This is a genomic window from Geodermatophilus tzadiensis, from assembly GCF_003002915.1.
Taxonomy (GTDB): Bacteria; Actinomycetota; Actinomycetes; order Mycobacteriales; family Geodermatophilaceae; genus Geodermatophilus; species Geodermatophilus tzadiensis.
This window is the reverse complement of the sequence record NZ_PVTG01000026.1, coordinates 24063-45033: the sequence shown is the minus strand read 5'-3', so window position 1 is coordinate 45033 and position 20971 is coordinate 24063. Positions and strand designations below refer to the sequence as shown.

General features: G+C 75.9%; 16 protein-coding genes. 5 read left to right on the top strand and 11 right to left on the bottom strand.

Annotated features, from left to right (window positions below; genetic code table 11):
- Positions 1 to 355 precede the first annotated feature (355 nt).
- Positions 356 to 1228: a formyltetrahydrofolate deformylase gene (gene purU / locus LY71_RS22825; RefSeq protein WP_106282171.1), complete on the top strand. Its 873-nt coding sequence runs from the start codon at positions 356 to 358 to the stop codon at positions 1226 to 1228.
- Positions 1229 to 1277: 49 nt separating this feature from the next.
- Here purU and LY71_RS22820 read toward each other — a convergent pair whose 3' ends face one another.
- On the bottom strand, positions 1278 to 1598 hold the full coding sequence (locus tag LY71_RS22820) for a YbjQ family protein (protein ID WP_245888251.1): 321 nt from the start codon (positions 1596 to 1598) through the stop codon (positions 1278 to 1280).
- Between the two features lie 144 nt (positions 1599 to 1742).
- Entirely contained in the window at positions 1743 to 4688 is a 2946-nt protein-coding gene (locus tag LY71_RS22815) for an AfsR/SARP family transcriptional regulator (RefSeq protein WP_170121460.1), read from the bottom strand.
- Between the two features lie 243 nt (positions 4689 to 4931).
- Here LY71_RS22815 and LY71_RS22810 point away from each other — a divergent pair, with 243 nt between their 5' ends.
- On the top strand, positions 4932 to 6521 hold the full coding sequence (locus tag LY71_RS22810; protein ID WP_211297496.1) for an FAD-binding oxidoreductase: 1590 nt from the start codon (positions 4932 to 4934) through the stop codon (positions 6519 to 6521).
- A gap of 12 nt (positions 6522 to 6533) precedes the next feature.
- On the opposite strand, the gene LY71_RS22805 is transcribed toward LY71_RS22810, so the two are convergent.
- On the bottom strand, positions 6534 to 7313 hold the full coding sequence (locus LY71_RS22805; RefSeq protein WP_245888250.1) for a hypothetical protein: 780 nt from the start codon (positions 7311 to 7313) through the stop codon (positions 6534 to 6536).
- Positions 7314 to 7459: 146 nt separating this feature from the next.
- Here LY71_RS22805 and LY71_RS22800 point away from each other — a divergent pair, with 146 nt between their 5' ends.
- Positions 7460 to 8650 carry a cation:proton antiporter gene (locus LY71_RS22800; RefSeq protein ID WP_245888249.1) on the top strand — a complete coding sequence of 397 codons (1191 nt, stop codon included), beginning with the start codon at positions 7460 to 7462 and terminating at the stop codon, positions 8648 to 8650.
- Positions 8647 to 9513 carry a DMT family transporter gene (locus LY71_RS22795; protein ID WP_106282165.1) on the top strand — a complete coding sequence of 289 codons (867 nt, stop codon included), beginning with the start codon at positions 8647 to 8649 and terminating at the stop codon, positions 9511 to 9513. Before LY71_RS22800 ends, LY71_RS22795 begins: the two co-directional genes overlap by 4 nt.
- Positions 9514 to 9516: 3 nt before the next feature.
- On the opposite strand, the gene LY71_RS22790 is transcribed toward LY71_RS22795, so the two are convergent.
- From LY71_RS22790 to LY71_RS22755, 8 genes are all read right to left on the bottom strand, one after another.
- Positions 9517 to 10920 (bottom strand): amino acid permease, encoded by a 1404-nt coding sequence (locus tag LY71_RS22790; RefSeq protein WP_106282163.1) that lies wholly within the window; start codon positions 10918 to 10920, stop codon positions 9517 to 9519.
- Complete coding sequence (locus LY71_RS22785) at positions 10917 to 11327, bottom strand: hypothetical protein (RefSeq protein ID WP_106282162.1); 411 nt, start codon at positions 11325 to 11327, stop codon at positions 10917 to 10919. The genes LY71_RS22790 and LY71_RS22785 overlap by 4 nt, the downstream gene beginning before the upstream one ends.
- A 32-nt stretch (positions 11328 to 11359) precedes the next feature.
- Positions 11360 to 14731, bottom strand: a complete 3372-nt coding sequence (gene lysS, locus LY71_RS22780; RefSeq protein WP_170121459.1) for a lysine--tRNA ligase — start codon at positions 14729 to 14731, stop codon at positions 11360 to 11362.
- A gap of 201 nt (positions 14732 to 14932) precedes the next feature.
- On the bottom strand, positions 14933 to 16540 hold the full coding sequence (locus LY71_RS22775) for an FAD-dependent monooxygenase (protein WP_106282158.1): 1608 nt from the start codon (positions 16538 to 16540) through the stop codon (positions 14933 to 14935).
- Positions 16541 to 16664: 124 nt separating this feature from the next.
- Positions 16665 to 17123: a MaoC family dehydratase gene (locus tag LY71_RS22770; protein WP_106282156.1), complete on the bottom strand. Its 459-nt coding sequence runs from the start codon at positions 17121 to 17123 to the stop codon at positions 16665 to 16667.
- Positions 17120 to 18667: an acyl-CoA synthetase gene (locus tag LY71_RS22765; protein WP_106282154.1), complete on the bottom strand. Its 1548-nt coding sequence runs from the start codon at positions 18665 to 18667 to the stop codon at positions 17120 to 17122. Before LY71_RS22765 ends, LY71_RS22770 begins: the two co-directional genes overlap by 4 nt.
- The gene (locus tag LY71_RS22760) at positions 18664 to 19542 is read right to left on the bottom strand and encodes an amidohydrolase family protein (RefSeq protein WP_106282177.1); all 879 of its coding nucleotides are present in this window, start codon (positions 19540 to 19542) and stop codon (positions 18664 to 18666) included. The genes LY71_RS22765 and LY71_RS22760 overlap by 4 nt, the downstream gene beginning before the upstream one ends.
- Before the next feature lie 8 nt (positions 19543 to 19550).
- A complete protein-coding gene (locus LY71_RS22755; protein ID WP_106282152.1) occupies positions 19551 to 20459 on the bottom strand; it encodes an SDR family NAD(P)-dependent oxidoreductase in 909 nt (302 codons plus the stop codon).
- 78 nt (positions 20460 to 20537) lie between these two features.
- On the opposite strand from LY71_RS22755, the gene LY71_RS22750 reads away from it, so the two are divergent.
- Positions 20538 to 20966, top strand: a complete 429-nt coding sequence (locus LY71_RS22750) for a MarR family winged helix-turn-helix transcriptional regulator (protein ID WP_211297495.1) — start codon at positions 20538 to 20540, stop codon at positions 20964 to 20966.
- Positions 20967 to 20971 lie beyond the last annotated feature (5 nt).

Below are 20971 nucleotides of genomic sequence, written 5' to 3'. Positions count from 1 at the left end.
ACGCCAACGCCGAGGACGTCGTCCTGCGCGGGCTGACCGACGACCAGCGGGCCACGCTGCTGGCCACGCCCACCGATGACGGCTACCGCCTCGACATCCGCCTGCAGGGCGAGCACGAGACGGTCTTCTTCGCCCTCTGAGCGGGCAGCGGCGCCCGCCTACGTCGATTGTCGCAGTCGAGATGGCAGCACACGCCGTCCGGGAGGGGTCATCTGCGGCATCCGGCGCACCTCGCCCCTCCCTAGGTTCACGAGGACGCCTCCGGAGACCCTGGTCACAGGAACCCCGGGGAGGCGTCGGAGCATCCCGGAGTCGGCGGACCGCCACCCGGGACGGATCCCCTGAGGAGGGCGTGATGACGCGACCGGCCGACGCTCAGCACGGCGTCCTGGTGCTGTCGTGCCAGGACGCGCCCGGCATCGTGCACGCGGTGTCGGGACTGCTGGTGCAGGAACGGTGCACCATCGTGGAGAGCCACCAGTTCGACAGCCCGACGAGCGGGATGTTCTACATGCGCGTCGAGTTCGCGCACGTCGACGGCGCTCCCCTCGACCTCCCCGCGCTGCGCCGCGCCTTCGAGGGGACCGCGGAGCACTTCGGGATGTCCTGGCGCCTGGCCGACGCCGCCGAGCGGCAGCGCGTGCTCATCATGGTCAGCCAGTACGCGCACTGCCTCAACGACCTGCTGTTCCGCAACTCGGTCGGTGAGCTCAACCTCGACGTCGTCGGCATCGTCTCCAACCACCCGACGCTCCAGGGCATCGCGGACTTCTACGGGGTCCCCTTCCGGCACATCCCCGTGACCCGCGAGACCAAGCCGGAGGCCGAGGCCGCCCTGCTCGAGATCGTCCGGGCGGAGGGCGTCGACCTGGTGGTCCTGGCCCGCTACATGCAGATCCTGTCCGACGACCTGTGCAAGCAGCTCGAGGGCCGTGCGATCAACATCCACCACTCGATGCTGCCGAGCTTCAAGGGCGCCCGGCCCTACCACCAGGCGCACGCCCGCGGCGTCAAGTTCATCGGCGCGACGGCCCACTACGTCACCGGGGACCTCGACGAGGGCCCCATCATCGAGCAGGAGATGCTGCGGGTCGACCACTCGGTCAGTCCCGAGCAGCTCGCCGCCCGGGGCCGGGAGGCGGAGACCCGCGCCCTGGCGCACGCGGTGCGCTGGCACACCGAGAACCGCGTCATCATCCACGGCAACCGGACCGTCGTCTTCGAGTAGGCGACCGCACGAGACGGTGCCGGGGCCGCGGGCCCCGGCACCGGGCCGGTCAGAGCCGGGTCAGGCGGCACGCGGTGCCGTACGCGCAGACCTCGCTCCAGGTGCCGCCCATCTCCGTCGTGTCGAAGCGCATCGCCACCACGGCGTCGGCGCCCCTGGCCTCCGCGGCGGCGGTCAGTCGCTCGAGCGCCTCCTGCCGGCTCTCCTCCAGGTTCTTGGTGAGCCCCTTCAGCTCCCCTCCGGTCAGCGACTTCATCGCCGCGCCGAGCTGGGCGCCCGCGTGACGGGAGCGGACGGTCAACCCGAAGACCTCGCCGAACACCTCCTCGATGCGGTGGCCCGGTACGTCGTTCATCGTCGTGATGAGCACAGGATCACGCTCCCTCGGTGTCGTTCCCCGTCCGTGACGCGGTGCAGTGTCCGCCGGGTCGGCGAGCGGTACCAGCAGGTCGGCCCTCCGTCCCGGAACGGTGACCGGGCCTCGGGGGGAGCGCCGCGCTCCCGGACCGTGCGGTCAGGCGGGCGCGGCCGCCGTGCGGGTCGGGTCGACGACGTCGGCCAGGGTGAGCCGGGCGCCGTCGGCGCGGGCCCGCTCCGCGGCGCCCGGGTCGAGTGCGGCGGTGACCGCGCGGAGGGCGTCCGGGGTCTCCTCGAACGCCGGCCAGCGCAGCCCGGTGCGCACCGCCTGGGTGCGGGCCGCGGAGAACAGCCGGACCGCCTCGCGCGGGCGGCCGGCCATCGCCGTGGCGACGGCCCGCAGCTCGAGGGCGACCGGCCCGTCGGGGGTGCCGAGCACCAGCCGGTGGGCGATCATCCGGTCCGACCAGGACAGGGCCGCCGGCGCGTCGCCGGAGCGGAGGGCGCCGACGACGGCCATCCCGGCGACCACCAGCGCGACGGGCTCGTCCCCGAGCGCCAGCGCCCGCCGGTGCAGAGCGGTCAGCCGCCCACCGGGCAGGACGCCGGAGCCGCTGTCGACCAGGGCGGCGCAGGTCTGCGCGAGCAGGTCGAGGTCGGCGTCCCCGACCGCGGTCCGCGCCGCCGTCGCCACCGCGGCGGCCAGGGCCCGCGCCGGCTCGAGCGCACCGGCCGCCACCAGGGAGTGGGCGAGCAGCGTCTGGACCTCGGCCACGGTGCGCGACCGCGCGTCCGGGCTGCCCTCCAGCAGGTCGGTGGCGACGGCGAGGTGGGCGACGGCGAGGCCGTCCTGGCCGCCGGAGGAGAGGTGGTGGGCGAGGGTCAGCCGCACGAGCGCCGCGGACACCGGGTCGGCGAGGTGCTCGACCTCCAGCGCCCGCTCGGCCCAGGTGCGGCCCTCGACGGTCCTGCTGCGGAAGCACCAGAACGTGCCCAGCCGGCCGGCCAGCCGCACGCCCTCGGCGGAGGGCGCCTCCACGAGCAGGTGCTGCAGCGTGGCGCGCAGGGTGGGGAGGTCGTCGTCGAGGGCGTCGAACCGCGCGCTCCGCGCCCCGCGGCCCCGCGGTGGCCCGGCCAGGGTCAGCGCGGTGGCCCACCCGTCCCGCCGGCGGCGCAGCGCGGCGGTGTCCGGGCCGGCCGCGTGCGCGGCGTGCCCGCGCACCGTCGCGAGCTGGGCGAACCGCGAGGGGCCGCCCGGCCGCGCCGGCCCGAGCGGGACCAGCAGCGAGCGGTGCACCAGGCGGGCGACGAGGTCGGCGGTGACCGTGTCCGGCCGCGACCCCGCCCCGGGACCGCCGAGGACGGCGCCGGCGGCCACCACGGTGAACGGGCCCGGCAGGACCGAGGCGGCGCGGTGCAGTTCCGCCTCGTCGTCGGGCAGCAGCGCGTAGCTCTGCTCGACGGCGACGCGGACGGTGCGGTGGTGGTCGCTGCCGCGCCCGGTCCGCGCCAGCGAGCTGGGGTCGGCGGTGACCTGGTGGGCGATCTCGTCGAGGCTGAAGGCACGCGCCCGTGCCGCGGCGAGCTCCAGGGCCAGCGGCACGCCGTCGACGGCGGTGGCGATCCGCACGACCGCGCTGAGCAGGCCGAGGTCCTCCCGGTCGGCGCCGGCGGCGGCCAGCCGGTCGAGCAGCAGCGCGACCGCGGGGGAGGAGGTCACGTCGTCGTCGCCCTGGGGCAGGGGCAGCGGCCCGAGCCGGTGCAGTCGCTCGCCCTCGACCTCGAGCGGCTCGCGGCTGGTGACCAGCACGGTGGGCGCGCCGGCGCCGGAGAGCCAGTCGTCGACCAGGTCGGCCACGGGGTCGAGGACCTGCTGGCAGCCGTCGAGCACCAGCAGCGCGCGCCGGCCGTGCAGCGAGCCCCGCAGCGCCGCCGCGGGCCGGGCGGTGTCGGTGGGGGCGAAGCCCAGCGCGGACACCACGGTGGACAGGACGGTGGCGGCGTCGCCGGCCGCGGTGAGGTCGACGAACCACACGCCGTCGGGGAACCGGCCGGCGACCGTGCGCGCCACCTCGATGGCCAGGCGGGTCTTCCCGCACCCGGCCGCGCCGACGAGGCTGACCAGCCCCGAGCCCGTCACCAGACCGGTGAGCTCGGCCAGCTCCCGCCCGCGCCCCACCAGGGACGAGGTGCGGTGCGGGAGGTGCGCCGGCGGCGGCGCGACGGCCTGCGCCGGGGGCCCGTGCCGTGGGGACGGGACCGCGGGCCCCGCGCGGGCGGGCGTCCGGGGGCCGGCCAGCGTCGGGTCCTCGGCGAGCATCCGGCCGTGCAGCTCGCGCAGCTCCGGCCCCGGCTCCAGCCCGAGCTCGTCGCGCAGCACGGCGCGGACCTGCCGGTAGCTGCGCAGCGCCTCCTCGGGCCGGCCCAGGCGGTGCTGGGCGAGCATGCGCAGGCTCCACAGCCGCTCGCGCAGCGGTGTCTCGGCCATGGCCGCACCCACCTCGAGCAGGGCCCGCTCGGGGGCGCCGTCGGCCAGCAGCGCCTCGGCCAGGAGCTCGCGGACCTGGTCGCGCAGCTCCTCCAGCCGGGCGACGGCGGCGGTCGCCCACGGCTCGTCGGCCACCGTCGGGTAGGGGCGCCCGCGCCACAGCGCCAGGGCCTGCTCCGCGACCCGGCCGGCCTCCTGCGGGCGCCCGGCGGCCAGCAGCGCCCGCGCCTCACCGACCAGTCCGGAGAACCGCCGCGAGTCGATGGTGGTGGGGTCGGCGACCAGCCGGTAGCCGCCGGGCTCGCGCAGCAGCACCGCCGAGGGGGCGCCCGGCGGACGGTCGGGCTCGAGCGCCTTGCGCAGCCGCCAGACGTGCGAGTCCAGCGTCGACGGCGAGCGGGCCGGGGAGTCCGCACCCCACACGGCCTCGGTGAGCGCATCGACGCTGACCGGCCGGCCCGCGTCGACCAGCAGCAGGGACAGCGCCGATGCCAGACGGGTGCCGCCGAGGGCGACCGGCTCCCCGCCGCGGACGACCTCGAGCGGGCCGAGGTCACGGAAGGACAGCACGTCGGCAGGAGCGTCGCCGTGCACGTTGACCCCCTCGCGTGCCACCCCCGTGCCCGCGACGACGGGACCGGCCCCGTCCTCGGGGAGCCGCGTGCGCGACGCGGCCACCGTCGACGACGCCCCAGCGTCGGACCACTGCGTACCGCATCCGGCGCCGTCCCGGTAGGGGTCCGGACCCGGCCGCACGGCCGGGTTGGAGCGTGCTTGGAGCGCCCGGCCGGAGGGTCCTCGGACCGGCCCGCCCGCCCGGCGGGCCCGGGGACCACCGCAGGGGGAGCCGTGACGAGCGTGCGAGGGACCAGTGGGGACACCGGGGGACGAGGCGGCGGGGTCCGGCGGCTGTCGCGGCGCGGCTTCCTCGCGGGGACGGGGACGGCGGCCGCCGGTGTCGCGGTCGGGACGGTCACCGGCGCGCTCCCGGCCGCGGCCGCGCCGTCGCAGGGAGCGGGGAGCGGGCCGGTCCCCGCCGTCGAGGTCGGCCCCGGCGACCCGCGCTACCCGGCGCTGGTGACGGGGTTCAACCAGCGGTTCACCGGCACCCCCGCCGCGGTGGTCGTGGTGACCACCGCCGACCAGTGCCTGCAGGCGGTCCGCGTCGCTGTCGCCGCCGGCCGGCGGGTCACCGTCCGCGCGGGCGGCCACTGCTACGAGGGGTTCGTCACCGACAACCCCGGCGGCGTGGTCCTCGACGTCTCGGGGATGCGGGCGGTCACCCGCACCGACGACGGCGGCACCCGCCTGGAGAGCGGCTGCACCAACTGGGACGTCTACGAGCTGCTGTACAAGAGCCAGGGCGTGACGCTGCCCGCGGGGTCCTGCTACTCGGTGGGCCTGGGCGGGCACGTCGTCGGCGGCGGCTACGGCCTCATGTCGCGCGAGCACGGGCTGACCGTCGACCACCTGTCCGCCGTCGACGTGGTGGTCGTGGACGCCGACCGCTCCGTGCGGCTGGTGACCGCGCGTCCCGACGACCCGGAGACCGGCGACCTGTTCTGGGCGCACACCGGCGGCGGGGGCGGCACCTTCGGCGTCGTCGTCGCCTACACCTTCCGCGACCTGCCGGCGCCTCCGCCGACCGTCCAGCTGGCCACGACCACCTGGCAGTGGAGCGCCCTGGACGCGGCCTCGTTCGCCACCCTGCTGGGCAACTACGGCGGGTGGCTGGCCGCCAACAGCGCGCCGGACAGCCCCGGGCGCCGGCTGTTCGGCCTGCTCAAGCTCTCCCACGTCTCGGCCGGCACGGTCACGCTGGTCACCCAGGCATCCGGCGAGGACCCCGCCCTGCTCGACGGGTTCCTCGCCGCGCTCGACGCCGGCATGCCCGCGACCGCGCTGCCGGCGACCACGCGGCGCACGATGCCGTGGCTGCAGGCGACGCAGACGCTCAACGGCTCGGGCCCCAACCAGCGGGGCAAGTACAAGTCGGCCTACCTGCGCCGGCCGTTCCCCGAGGCGCACGTCGCCGCCCTGCACGCCGCCCTGACCGACCCCTCCTACAGCAACCCGCAGGCGCTGGTGCAGGTCGACACCTACGGCGGGCAGGTGAACGCCGTCGCCGGCGGCGACACGGCCGTGTCGCAGCGGTCGTCGATCATGAAGCTGCAGTACCAGACCTACTGGACCGACCCCGCCGAGGACGAGGTGCACCTCGACTGGATCCGCCGCTGCTACGCCTCGGTGTACGCCGCCACCGGCGGGGAGCCGGTGCGCGACGACGTCACCGACGGCTGCTACGTCAACTACCCCGACGTCGACCTGCGGGACTGGCCCACCCTGTACTTCGGGCCGAACTACGGCCGCCTGCAGGAGGTCAAGGGCCGGTGGGACCCCACCGACCAGTTCCACCACGCCCAGTCGGTCCGCCTGCCGGGGCGCTGACCGGGCGCCCGCTCACCGGGCGGTCGCGGGAGCCGGCGGCGGGACGGCGGCGAACAGGTCGACCAGGGCGTCCCAGCGGTTGCGGCGACCCGGCGGGAACCGGCGCAGCGACCGGGCGCGGTGCGCGCTGCCCTCGGGATAGCGCCACCGCGCCCACGGGGACGCCGGCCGGGCCAGCCGCACCGCGCCGACGAGGGCCACGAACGGCACGAACACGCCCACGACGCCGAGGACCACCCGGCCCTTGAGGACGGCGACGAGGGCGGCGGCGACGTGGACCAGCAGCGTCAGCGCGAACACGCCCTCGCCCCGGGCGTCGTCGGCGTCGAAGGGGTTGGCGCCGACGAGCAGCATGACGCCGACGACGAGGGCGATCAGCACCGCGTCCACCGAGCTGCGGCCCTCGCGCGACCAGTACACGTCCTCGAGGTGCAGCCACAGCGCGAACTCGTCGAGGGTCAGCGCCGCGCCGGTGCCGAACAACACGGCGAGCAGGGCACCGCCGGCGCCGTCCGGGCGCCACGCGAACTCGGCCGTGCCGGTGCCCAGCAGCAGGAAGATGCCGTAGACCTCGTGGTGCACGTGCACCCCGCCGACGCTGGCGTCCCGGAACGGCCCGCGGCCGGTGCGGATGGCGTGCGTGACGAAGCGGGTGACGAGGAAGGCGACGAGGAACCCGAGGACCAGCCAGGCGACCAGCTCGCGGCGCCCGCTCAGGACCGGCAGCAGCCCCGGGTCCAGGTCCGTCCCCACCAGGTCCACACGCTGCGGGTCCACACGCTGCGGGTCCACGCAGCCTCCTCGCCTCCGGCCGTTCCGCGATCGTGCCGTCCACGCCGCCGCCGTGGGGGACGCGCACGCGTGCCTTCCGCCGCGGTGGCGGACCGGCGAGGATCGCCGAGCGCGCGGGGCGAGGGGAGGACCGGGTGGATGACGTCGTGTCGATCGACACCCTGGCCGCCGTCGCGGCCGTCTCGCTGCTGGCGGCCGTCGTCGTCGGGCTGTTCCCGCGCCTGCTGGTGCCCCAGGTGGTGCTGCTGCTGGCCGGCGGGATGGTGCTCGGCCCCCACGTCCTCGACGTCGGGGCCGCGGCGGACGTGCGGGTGCTCGCCGACGTGGGGCTCGGCTTCGTCTTCCTGCTGGCCGGCTACGAGCTCGACCCGCGCCTTTTCCGCGAGGACGCCGGCCGGCGGGCGGTGCTGGCGTGGTCGGTCTCCCTGGGGCTGGCGCTGGGGGTGGTGGGCGTCCTGGCCGCCACCGGCGTGGTGCGGGCCTTCCTGCCGGTGGCGCTCGGGCTGACCACCACGGCGCTGGGCACGCTGCTGCCCGTCCTGCGGGAGAAGGGGCTGCTCGGCGGGCGGCTCGGGCGCTACCTGCTGGCCACCGGCGGCGTCGGCGAGCTGTTCCCCGTGCTCGCCATCGCGGTGTTCCTGGGCAGCCAGGGCCGGCTGGCCGCGCTCGCCTCGCTGGGCGCGGTCGCCGTCCTGGCCGTGGTGCTCGGCCTGCTGCGCCGCGGCGTCCGGGACGGCGGGCGGCTGGCCGCCGTGGTCCGGGCGGGGCAGGACGAGACCGCGCAGATCACCCTGCGGGCCACGGTGCTCCTGCTGGTCGCGCTGATCGCGCTCACCGACCAGTTCCACCTCGACGCGGTGCTCGGCGCCTTCCTCGCCGGCGTCGTCCTGCGGCAGTGGGTCGGCACCGCCGCGCCGCAGCTGGAGGCCAAGCTCGACGCGGTCGGGTACGGCTTCTTCGTCCCCGTCTTCTTCGTCTCCTCCGGCATGGCGCTGGACCTGGCCTCGATCGCCCACGCCCCGCTGCGGCTGCTGCTGTTCTTCGTGCTCATGCTCGCGGTCCGGGGCGGCCCCGCCCTGCTGGTCTACCGCCGCGTGCTCCCGGCGCGGCAGCGGGTGCAGACCGCGCTGGTGAGTGCGACGGCGCTGCCCGTGCTGGTGGCGCTGGCCGAGATCGGCGTGCGCAGCCGCACGATGCTGCCGGAGAACGCCGCCGCGCTGGTCGGCGCGGGCGTGCTGACCGTGCTGCTGTTCCCGGCGCTGGTCGTCGCGCTGGACCGGCGGCCCGCCGTGGCGGCGCCGGTACCGGCCGCGGGAGGCCCGGCGACCGGCGGGTGAGCGCGGCCGCGGGGGTCGCGGCCGCGCTGGCGCTGCTGGCGGCGGCCCTGTTCGCGCTGGCGTCGGCGGTGCAGCAGCGTTCTGCGGCCGCCGTGCCGGAGGGAGCCGGGGGGAGCCTCCGCCTGGCCCTCGCCCTGGCCCGCTCGCCGCGCTGGTGGGTCGGGACCCTCGCCGACACCGGCGGCTACGCGGCGCAGGCCGCCGCCCTGGCCGTGGGGTCGCTGCTGCTCGTGCAGCCGCTGCTGGTGACGACCGTGCTTTTCGCGCTGCCGCTGGGTGCCCGGTGGGCCGGGCGGCCGCTGAGCCGCGCCGACTGGTCGTGGGCCGCGGTCCTCGTCGTGGCCCTGGCCGCGTTCGTCATCACCGGGGAGCCCACGGCCGGGGACGACGCGGCCGGCTGGCGGACCTGGCTGCCGGCGTGGGCGGTGCTGGGCGCGGTCGGCGGCGCGTGCCTGCTCGGCGCCGCGCTGCGGCGGGGCACGCCGCGCGCGGTCCTGCTCGCGCTCACCACGGGCCTGGCCTACGGCCTGGCCGCGGCGCTCACCAAGGGGGTGGTGGACCTGCTCGACGAGGGCGTGGCCGCGGTGCTCACCTCGTGGAGCACCTGGCTGCTGGCCGCGGCGCTGCTCGGCGGGACGTTCGTCCAGCAGGCCGCGTTCCAGGCCGGCCCGCTCGGCGCCTCCCTCCCCGCGGCGACGGTGGGCGAGCCGGTGGTCGGCGCGGCGCTCGGCGTCACCGTGCTCGGCGAGCGCCTGCGCGCCGGCGGGACGGAGTGGCTGCTGGTGGCCCTGCTGGTCGCGGCCATGGTCGCGGCCACGGTGGCGCTCGCCCGGTCCGCCGCATCCTCCGGGGCGGTCCCGTAGGGCTCAGCCGACCGGCGCCGGGGCCCGGCGCCGGGCCAGCAGCGCGAACACGAACGGCGGCAGGGACAGCACCACGGTCGCCAGCGCCAGCAGGGCGACGTAGCCGACGGTGCTGCCGGTGGCCAGCTGGCTCGGCGGCACGAAGCCGAGCAGGAAGGAGGCCAGGCAGCCCAGCAGCCCGACGCCGCCGACGAGCCACACCCCGGGCAGCCCGCCGGGGATCCGGTAGGGCCGGGGCACGTCGGGACGGGTGTGCCGCAACCGGATGACGCTGGCGAACACCAGCGCGTACATCGCCACCACCACCTGCGCGGTGACCGCGGAGAGCATCCAGTACGACGTGCTCACGCTCGGCACCACGACGAACAGCAGCGCGAAGACCGTGCCGGCTCCGCCCTGCACGACCAGCAGCGCCACCGGGACGTCGTTGCGGTTGGTCCGCCCGAACCGCCCCGGCGCCAGCCCCTCGCGGGCGACCACGGCGACGCCCTTCGCCGGTCCCAGCACCCACGGCGTGAGGTGGGCGACGCCGCCGAGGACGACGAGCACCGCCAGCGGCGGCAGCAGCCAGCCCACCGAGAGCGTGTCGAGCACGCTGGCGAACAGCTCCATGGTCCCGGACACCAGGCTGATCTCGTGCCTCGGCAGCACGAAGGCCATGAACAGCGAGCCGAGCACCGAGAACACCACCGTCACCGCGACGGCGAGGGCGATCGCCCGGGGGACGGTGCGGCCGGGGTCGCGGGTCTCCCGCGCGTGGAAGCCGGCCATCTCCATGCCGGTGAACAGCAGGATGACCCCGCCGAGGAACGCCATGTTGCCCAGCGAGACGTCGGGCACCAGGGCACCGGCGGAGAAGGGGATCTGCGAGGGGTCGCCGCGCAGCAGGAAGGCCGCCCCGAGGACGACGACCAGCAGCGCCGGGACGATCGAGCCCGCGACCGTGCCCACCGCGCCGATCACCGCGGACGTGCGCACGCCCCGCAGCGCGGCGGCGGTCGTGCCCCAGAAGACGATCAGCATGACGACGACGAGGTAGGCCCGGTCGTCGGCCAGCGACGGGTCCACGACGTAGGCCGAGGAGGCGGCGATGAACGACAGCACGGTGGGGAACCAGGCGACGTTCTCGGCGTAGTCGCACCACACGGCGAGGAACCCGGTGCGCCCGCCGAAGGCCTCCCGCACCCAGGCGTAGACGCCGCCGTCGCGCGGGAACGCGGTGCCCAGCTCGGCGGCCGCCATCGAGACGGGGACCAGGAACACCGCGATCGACAGCGCGAACAGCAGCAGCATCGACCAGCCGTACTCGGCCATGACCGGCAGGTTCCGGGCGCTGACGATCGAGGCGACGTTGACCATCGCCAGCGCCAGCACGCCGAGCCGGGCGGGGCGTGCGGGCCGGCTCACCGGGCGCCCTCGCCCACCAGCGCCGCGCGCAGCCGCCGTCGCGTGTCCTCGTCCCCGGTGCCGGGCAGCAGCACCGTCGCGTCGGCCACGGTGAGCACGGCCCCGCTGCCGCGCGGGCGGGTCAGCGACTCGAAGCGCCGGGCGGCGGCGTCCCGGGCACCGGGGGAGGCGAACCGGTCGACGACGACGGTCACCGCTGCCCCCGGGCAGGTCGCGGCCACCTCGTAGGCGCGGCCGCCGAGGCTGCCGCCGGGCAGGTCGTGGGCCACGTCGGCGGTGGCGCAGACCCGCAGCCCCGCCGCGGTCACCGCCCGCTCGACCGCGGCGAGGGAGCCCGGCCCGAACGGCGCCCGGTCCCGGGCGGCCCAGGAGACGACCGCGAGGGCGCCGAGCAGGGCCGCGAGCACGACTCCCGTCCCGAGGACCGTGCCCGCCCGCCTCACGCCGCCGCCCGGCCCGGTGGGTCGGGCGGCGCCGGCACGCCGCCGACGGCGCGGGGCACGAGCAGCGACCCGAGGCCCGGGACGGTGAGGAAGCCCTCGGCGCCGGCGTAGCGCAGGCCCACCCGCGGGAGGTCCGCGCGCCGGCGGACGGCGAGGACGCGCGGGAGCCACTCGGGGTGGAACCGCTCGTTGAAGTCGCGCAGCGAGCGGATCTGGAAGAACGGGTTGAGCACGCCGACCGCCCAGCGGGCCGCGCGCTGCGCCGGGGTGAACTCGACGTCGTCGGCGAACAGCCGGCCCCACACGGCGAAGTTCATCGACAGCCGGGCCACGCCGCGGGCGCCCAGGGCGGCGGCGGTCTGCGCGATGAGGAACTCGGTCATCCCGTTCGGGGCGCCCGGGTCGTGCCGCATCAGGTCCAGCGTGTAGCCGAAGGACGGGCCGTAGGCCGGCACCAGCCGCAGGAAGCCGCCGGGCACGCCGCGCTCGTCGAGGGCCACGCAGAGCAGGAACTGCGGGTCGGCACCCGCGCCGCGCACGTCCTGCGACAGCGTCATGGTGAACCCGCGCTCCGGTGCCTTCCCGCGCCAGCGGGCGCTGATCGCGTTGAGCTGGTCGACCAGCGCCGGCGGCGCGTCGGCCTCGGCGAGCAGCCGGAACCGGTGGGTGCGGCCCACCCGCCGCACGGCCGCGCGCAGGCTCTTGTGCCCGGCGCCCTCGAGCAGCGGCTTCCGGCAGTCGATGACCGCCTCGTCGCCGAGGTAGACCGAGGTGAACCCGCGCGAGGCGTACAGCGGCATGCTCGCCTCGCGGACGGCGAGCAGCGCCGGCGTCCACGCGCGCTCGTCGCACAGGGCGAGGAACTCGTCGAGGACCCGCACCACGGAGTCCCGGGCGCCCACGGGGTCCCCGGACACCAGCGCGTACCCGCCCAGGTAGGTGTAGGCGAGGAACGCCTCGCCGTCGCTGGAGAAGAAGAAGCTCTTGTCGTCGCGCAGCGAGAAGTAGGCCAGCGTGTCCCAGCCGTAGGTGTGCACCAGGCGCGAGGCGTGCGCCCAGTCCTCCCCGGTGTGCGGCCGGCGGGCGGCCAGCGGCCGCAACAGCAGGACACCGAGGACGACGAGCCCGGCGACGCCGAGGGCGAGGAGCGCGTCGGGGAGGAACCGGGCGAGGAACGCCGAGCGGTAGGTGTAGGGCCCGTCGAGGCCGACCAGCCCGCCGAGCACCGTCTCCAGCGCGCCGCCGGGGGTGAGGGCCGGGTCGACGCGGGCGCGCTCGGCCCACAGCGTGGTCAGGCCGAACAGCAGGACCCCGCCGAGGTACAGCGGCAGGACGTGCAGCAGCCGCAGCAGCGACGGCGGGTCGCCGGGCGCGCGGAACGCCGAGCGGGCACCCACCAGCGCGACGACCATCGCGATGCACAGCGCCACCGCGACCGGGTGCGGCCCCTTGACCGCGTGCGCGACCGCCCCGACCGCGAACAGCGCGACGACCAGCTGCCACGCGCGGTGCTTGCGCCGGGCGAGCTGCCGGGCGAGCAGGAGGAGCAGCAGGCCGACCACGACGGAGGCCACCGAGCCCGCGACGGGCACCCACAGCGGGTCGACGTCCACCGTCCCGCCGCCGATCCGGTCGTGCACCACCGGCAGGCGGACGGCGAGCTGCAGGACGCCGCACAGCGCGGTCAGCGCCGACAGCAGCGCGACGGTGCGCGGGCGCACCTGCGCGCGGGGCGGCGGCGCGGGCACCGGGTGCGCCGACGGGGCGAGGTCGGGCAGCGCGGTCACCGGGCCGCCGTCGGCCGGGACCGGCGTGGGGGTGACCAGTGGCCGCGGCGCGCCGCCGGGGCCGCCCCCGGGTGGTGGTCCGGACTCCGGCCGCAGGGTCGGGAAGAGGATGACCTCGCGGATGGAGTCGACGCCGGCCAGCAGCATCACCAGCCGGTCGATGCCGACGCCGAGGCCGCCGGTGCAGGGCATGCCGCGTTCGAGCGCCCGCACGTAGTCCAGGTCGACGTCGCCGGCCTCGGGGTCCCCGTGCTCCTTGGCGCGCGCCTCGGCCTCGAAGGCGGCCAGCTGCTCGACGGCGTCGTTCTGCTCGGAGTAGGCGTTGCACAGCTCGAAGCCGGCGACGATCAGCTCGAAGCGCTCGACGTAGGCGGGGTCGTCGCGGTGGGTGCGGGCCAGCGGGGAGACCTCGCGCGGGTAGTCGACGCAGAAGACCGGCCCGACGACGTCGTGCTGCACGCGCTCGTCGTAGACCTCCTTCATCAGCCGGCCGGGGCCCCAGCCCGCCTCGTAGGGGAGGCCGAGCCGGTCGAGCACGGCGCGGGCCTCCTCGACCGGCATCGCCGGGTGCATGACCGCGCCGGTGACGTCGGTGATCATGTCGGCGAAGCGCCGGCGGGGCCACGGCGCGGCGCCCAGGTCGATGTCGTGGCCGCCGTGGTGGACGACGAGGTCCTCGCCGAGCGCGGCCCGGGCGGCGGCGGTGACCGTGTCCTCGACCAGGTCCATCATGTCGCCGTAGTCGGCGAAGGCCTGGTACGCCTCGAGCATCGTGAACTCGGGGTTGTGGCGGGTGTCGATGCCCTCGTTGCGGAACACCCGGCCGATCTCGAAGACCCGCTCCATGCCGCCGACGATCAGCCGCTTGAGGTGCAGCTCCAGCGCGATGCGCAGGTAGAGGTCCAGGTCGAGCGCGTTGTGGTGGGTGACGAACGGGCGCGCGCTGGCGCCGCCCTGGATGCTCTGCAGCACCGGCCCCTCGACCTCGGTGAAGCCGCGGTCCTCCAGGTGCCGGCGGATGGCGCGCACGGCGGTGTGCCGGATCCGGAAGACCTCGCGGGTCCGCTCGTTGACCTCCAGGTCGGTGTAGCGCTGCCGGTAGCGGGTCTCGACGTCGGGCAGCCCCCGGTGGGGGTCCGGCGGCGGGAGCAGCGCCTTGCCGAGGACGGCGAAGTCCGCCACGCACACCGACAGCTCACCGCGCCGGGTGGTGATCACGGTGCCCTCGGCGCCCAGCCAGTCGCCGCGGTCGACGTCGTCGAACTCGGCGTGCCGGTCGGCGCCGAGCACCGAGCTGTCGACGAACAGCTGCACCGTGCCGGTGCGGTCGCGCAGCGTGGCGAAGGTCAGGTGGCCCTGGCGGCGCACCAGCTCGAGCCGGCCGGCGACCCGCACCCGGTCGGCCGCCCGCTGGTCCGGCGCCAGGCCGGCGTACCGGTCGTGCAGGCCGGCGGCGGTGGCGTCGGTGGGGTAGCGGTAGGGGAGCGCCCGGCGCTCGTGCAGCGCCGCGAGCTTGCGCAGCCGGTGCGCGCGCTGGTCGGCCGCCGCGCCCGTCCCGCCGGGCGTCTCCGGCGCGCTCACCGGGTCGCCACGTGCCGGCGGTGCTCGCCGGCGACCACGGCCGTCGGCGGCGTCCGGGCCGGCTGTCCGCCGAGCTCCTCGTCGGCGGGGTGGATGCGCGCATGCCGGGTCATCGGTCGTCCTCCCAGGTGCGGGCCGGTGTCGCGACCGGGACTGTGGCGAGCCCGCCTCCAACCCGGCTCCAACGGGCGGGGCGCCCGGTCAGGCGGGCTGCGGCTGCACGTGCAGGAGGTCGGTCAGGTACTCGGTGACGGCCCGGTCGTCGCTGCCGGCCGACAGGTAGCCGACGTAGCCGTCGGGCCGGATGAGGGCGAGCCCCGCCGCACCGGTGCCGTAGCGGTGCGCGACCGCCCCGGCGGGGTCGACGAGGGCGTCCGCGGGTGCGCCGGCGGCGGTGGCGACCACGGGCACGACCGAGCCGAGGGCGCCGAGGGCGCTCCGCAGCCGGTCGAGCACCGCGGGGTCGCCGGTGGTCGTGAGCAGCAGGAACCCGGGACGGCGGAGCAGGTCCCCGATCCACGCCTGCGCGCCGTCGGCGGTGATCAGGCCGGGCACGTCGGGTGCGTGGTCGCCGGGGGAGGCGTGCCGCCGCCCGCCGGCGAGGCCGGTGACGGCGGGGCTGCCGCGGTAGGCGATGGTCGTCTCGGTCATGGCCGACACCAGTTGCTCACCCGCCGCCGGCACGTGCCCCAGGACCGAGAGCGCGAGGTCGCGCAGGTGCGCGAGCGTCCCGTCCGCGCTCATCACGTCCGTCAGGGTGCTGGTCAGCCGCACCACCCGGGCGCCGACCGGGTGCCGCTCGGCCTGGTAGGTGTCCAGCAGCTCCGGTGCGGCCCGGCCGGTGCTCACCAGGGCCAGCTTCCAGGCCAGGTTCACCGCGTCCTGCACGCCGGTGTTCATGCCCTGCCCGGCGGCCGGGCTGTGGACGTGCGCGGCGTCCCCGGCGAGCAGCACCCGGCCGGAGCGGTACTGCGGGACCTGCCCGTGGTGCACCTCGAAGTAGGTGAGCCACCGCGGATCGTCCAGCCGCCACGCCCCGCCCATCCGCTCGGCGACGAGCCGCTGCGTCTGCTCGAGCGTCGGCCGGGCGCCGGGTGCCGGGGCGCCGACGAGGAACAGCAGCCGGAGACGCCCGCCCGGCATGGGGAACGCGCCGCCGATGCCGTCGGGGTGCAGGTACATGCGGATGGTGTCGGCCGACGGCGCGCCCTCCGCGGCGACGTCGGCGAAGAGGAAGTGCCGGCCGGAGAACACGCCCTCGAGGCGGGTGCCGACGGCGGCCCGCACCCGGCTGTGGCCGCCGTCGGTGCCCACCACCCAGCCGTAGCGGTGCCGCGTGGTCCCGGTGGGGGAGGTCAGCGTGACGGTGACACCGTCGTCGTCCTGGTCGAGGCCGTCGAGGGACGTGCCGCGCTCCACGGTGATCCCGAGCTCGCCGGCCAGGGCGGTCAGGAACGCCTCGGTCTCCGGTTGGGCCAGGTCGAGGATGCGGGGGAAGCGCGAGTCCACCTCGGCGGTGGTCGCGTGCACCCGCAGCGTGGCCTCCCGCCCGGCCCGCAGCTCCAGCGCGGTGATCGCGAGCGCCCGTGCCTCGAGCCGGTCGAGGACGCCCATGGCGGCCAGGTGCTCCTGGGTGCGCGGGTGGACGACGACGGCGCGCGACTGGTCGGTGGGCTCGGGCAGCGCGTCGACCAGCCGCACGCGGGCGCCCTGGCGGACCAGCTCGCAGACCGCGGTCAGGCCCACCGGTCCGGCCCCGACGACCAGGACGGTGCGGGCGTCGCCGGTCCCTGCGGCGGGTGCGGTCATCGGGTCCTCCTCGGTCCGGGGTTGGGGCCACGGTGACCGGAGGCGGTCCAAGCACGCGCCAAGCGGCGGGTCGGCCGCTGACGGCCCGCCCGACGACGTCCCGACGACGTCGTCGGGACGTCGGTCAGCCGTAGAAGCGGTAGACCGGCTCGGCGATGCAGACCGGCTTGCTGCCGCCCTCGGCCTCGATGACGGCGGTGGCGGTGATCTGCAGTCCGCCGGGGATCTCCTCGACGTCCTTGAGCGTGGCGGTGAGGCGCAGCTTGGCGCCGACCGGCACGGGGGCGGGGAAGCGGACCTTGTTGAGCCCGTAGTTCACGCCCATCGTCATGTCGGTGACGACGAGCACCTCCGACCACATCGGGATGAGCAGGGACAGCGTCAGGTACCCGTGCCCGATGGGGCCGCCGAAGGGGCTCTCGGCCTTGGCCCGCTCGACGTCGACGTGGATCCACTGGTGGTCCCCGGTGGCGTCGGCGAACAGGTTCACCCGCTCCTGGGTCACCTCTACCCAGTCGCTGGTGCCGAGCTCGGTGCCCTTCAGGGCGGGCAGCTCGGCGAGGGTGGTGGTCGTGGTGCTCATGCGGAGTGCTCCTCGGTGGTGGCGTAGCGGTCGCGCAGGTCGGGCTTGCGGATCTTCCCGGTGGCGGTCTTGGGCAGCTCGGGGACGAACTCGACGTGGCGCGGCACCTTGAAGCCGGCCAGGCGCTGGCGGAGGGCGGTGCGGATCGCCTCGGGGTCCTCGGCCGACCCGGGCGCGGGGACGACGACGGCCAGGCCGACCTCGCCCCACGTCTGGTCCGGCACACCGATGACGGCGGCCTCGAGGACGTCGGGCAGCTCGAGGAGGGCCGACTCGACCTCGGCGGGGTACACGTTCTCCCCGCCGGAGATGATCATGTCCTTGTAGCGGTCGCGGATGTAGAGGTAGCCGTCCTCGTCGGTCGAGCCGGCGTCCCCGGAGTGGTACCAGCCGTCGACGATGGCGGCCGCGGTCGCCTCGGGGGCGTTCCAGTAGCCGGCCATGATGTTCGGCCCGGACAGCACCACCTCGCCGATCTCGCCGGGCGCGCACTCGGTCCCGTCGGGGCGGACCACCCGGACGTCGACGAAGAACTGCGACTTGCCCGCCGAGCCGACCTTGGCCACCGCGTCCGCGCTGTCGAGCGCCGTGCCGGCCGGTGCCGACTCCGTCATGCCGTAGGCCTGCTGCACCGTGACGCCGCGGTCCAGCCAGGTGCGCAGCAGGGGGAGGGGGAGCGGTGCCCCGGCGGCGCCGATCGTGCGCAGCGCGGACAGGTCGACGTTGTCGAAGTCCGGCTGCCGGCTGAGGGCGTCGAGCATGGTCGGGACCGCGAAGAACGACGTCACCCGCTGCTCGACGACGACCCGGAGCGTCGCCGGCGGGTCGAAGCCGCGGACCAGGACGACGCACCCGCCCCGCAGCAGCGTGGGGTTGAGCGTGCCGTTGAGCCCGCCGATGTGGAACAGCGGCGCCAGGCCCAGCGTGCGCTCGTCCGGGGTGAAGTCGAACCCGAGGACCTGGTTGATGCACGACCAGGTCATGTTCCCGTGGGTCAGCGTGGCGCCCTTGGGCCGGCCGGTGGTGCCGGAGGTGTACATGATCAGGCAGGGGTCGTCGAGGGTAACCGTCTCGTCGCGGAGCACCGGCTCGGCGTCGGCCAGCAGCTGCTGCCAGTCGAGGGAGTCCGCGCCGCCCTCGAGCGGGGTCTCGGCGGCCGCCCAGTGCCGGACGGCGGGCACCGCGGCCCGCAGCGCGTCCGCCGTCGTCCCGTGCTCCCGCCCGTGGACGACGACGGTGGCGCCGGAGTGCTCGAGCACGTACCGCGCCTCGGGGACGGTGAACCGGGCGTTGACCGGCACCCACACGGCGCCGAGCTGCCCGCACGCGTAGAGGACCTCCAGCGCGGCGGGGTGGTTGGCACCGAACCACGCGACCCGGTCCCCGCGCCGGACACCGAGGGCGTCCAGCGCCGCGGCCGCCCGGCGGACCCGGTGCGCGAACTCGCCGTGGGTGGTCGTCGTCCCCTCGAACCAGATCGCCGGCTTGTGCGGGGAGATGCGCAGCCGGCGCTCGGGCCACGAGCCCAGGCCCGCGTTCCTCATCGTGGGCCGGTCGGGTCGAGGTTCAACGCCCGGATCGCGTTCTCCTTCATGATGAGCGGCCTGACCTCGGGCTTGATGTCCAGCTGCTCGAAGTCGGCGATCCACCGCTCGGGCCGCAGCAGCGGGTAGTCGGAGCCGAAGAGCACCTTCCTCTTCAGCAGCCCGTTGGCCGCCTTGACCAGCTGCGGCGGGAAGTACTTGGGGGACCAGCCGGACAGGTCGATGTAGACGTTGGCCTTGTGGGTGGCCACGGAGATGGCGGCGTCCTGCCAGGGCACCGAGGGGTGCGCCATGATGATCGTCAGGCCGGGGAAGTCGGCGGCGACGTCGTCGAGCAGCATGGGGTCGGAGTACCGCAGCTTGATGCCGCGCCCGCCCGGGAGGCCCGCGCCGATGCCGGTCTGGCCGGTGTGGAACAGCGCCGGGACGCCGAGGCTCTGCAGCTCCTCGTAGAGCGGGTAGACCGAGCGGTCGTTGGGCTCGAAGGCCTGGATCGACGGGTGGAACTTGAACCCGCGGACCCCGTGCTGCTCCACGAGCTTGCGGGCCAGCCGGATGCCCGACACGCCGCGGGCGGGGTCGACCGAGCCGAAGGGGATGAGCACGTCCGGGTGCTCGGCGGCGAGGTCGGCGATCTCCTCGTTGGACAGCGCCGGCTGACCGGTGGCCATCTCGGTGTCGACGCTGAACACCACGGCGGCCATGTTCTTCGCCCGGTAGTCCGCGGCGATGTCGGGCACCGTCGGGTCGTACGGGTCGCCCTTGAAGTACTTCGACGCCGCGGCGGACAGCTCCTCGTCCAGCGCCATGTGGCCGTGCGTGTCGGCGTGCACGTGGGTGTGCACGTCGATCGCGACCAGGGCGTCGAGGTCCAGGCGGAGCGTCACTTCGGGGGCTCCGGGAACTGCTGGCCGACGGTCTGCTGCGCGCCGGCGAAGGTCGAGGGCCACACCTCGGCGATGGCGTCGGCCGACCAGCCCGTGCCGTCGGCGAACTCGACCACGGCCTCGCTCGGGTGCGTCCACAGGGCGAGGCGGTCCCCGCCGATGCCGATCGCCTGGCCGGTGATGCCCGCCGCGGCGTCGGAGGCGAGGAAGGCCACCAGGCCGGCGGCGTCCTCCGGGGGGCCGAAGGCCAGCTCCCGGCGGGCGTAGGGCGGCAGCGGCTCGCCGGCCTGCAGCGCGTCGACGTAGGGCTTGAGGAAGGGCACCGTCTCGGTCATGCCGGTGGCGGCGACGGGCACGACGGCGTTGACCGTGATCTCCGCGCGGGCGAGCTCCATCGCCCAGGTGCGCACCATGCCGACGATGCCGGCCTTGGCGGCGGCGTAGTTGGTCTGCCCGAAGTTGCCGACCTGGCCGGTGGGGGAGCCGACGCAGATGACCCGGCCGCCCTGGCCCTGCTCGCGGAGCCGGACGGCCGCGGCGCGCGTGCAGGTGAAGGTGCCGCGCAGGTGCGTGGTGACGACGGCGTCGAACTGGTCGTCGGTCATCTTCCACAGCGTGCTGTCGCGGAGGATGCCGGCGTTGTTCACCAGCACGTCCAGCCGCCCGAACTCCGCCACGGCCCGGTCCACCAGGGCCTGCGCGGCCTCGCTGGTGCCCACCGGGACCACCTCGGCCACGGCGCTGCCACCGGCGTCGGTGATCGTCCGCACCGCGGCCTCGGCGACCTCCGGGTCGACGTCGTTGACGACGACGGAGGCGCCCGAGCGGGCGAGTTCGCTGGCGTAGGCGAGGCCGAGGCCCCGGCCGCTGCCCGTGACGATGGCGACCTTGCCGGTCAGGTCCACGGGGGCTCCTCTTCGGGACGGGGGTGGTGCGGGCAACGTAGGTCGGTATCGTGGAGGTTGTCAACGATGGAGGTCTTCATGGTCCAGCCCCTGGCCGACGACCTCGGCTTCCTGCTCTCGCGCGCCAGCGGGCAGGTCGTCCGGGCCACCAACGCGGCCCTCGCGGCGCACGGGCTGCGGGTGCGCCAGTACTCGGTCCTGGTGCTGGCCTGCGAGACCGCCGACGGCATCAGCCAGCGCGAGGTGGCCGCGGTGCTGGGGCTGGACCCGTCCCAGGTGGTGCTGCTCGTCGACGAGCTGGCCGCCGCCGGGCTGGTCGAGCGGCAGGCCCCGGAGGGCGACCGGCGGACCCGCCTGGTCGTGCCGACGCGGGAGGGGCGCCGGGTCCGCGAGGCGGCCGGCCGGGACGCCGATGCCGCCGTCGAGGCCCCGCTGGGCCTGCTGGGCCGGGCGGAGCGCGACCGGCTGCGCGACATGCTGACCCGGATCTGGACGGCGAGCGGCTGAGCGAG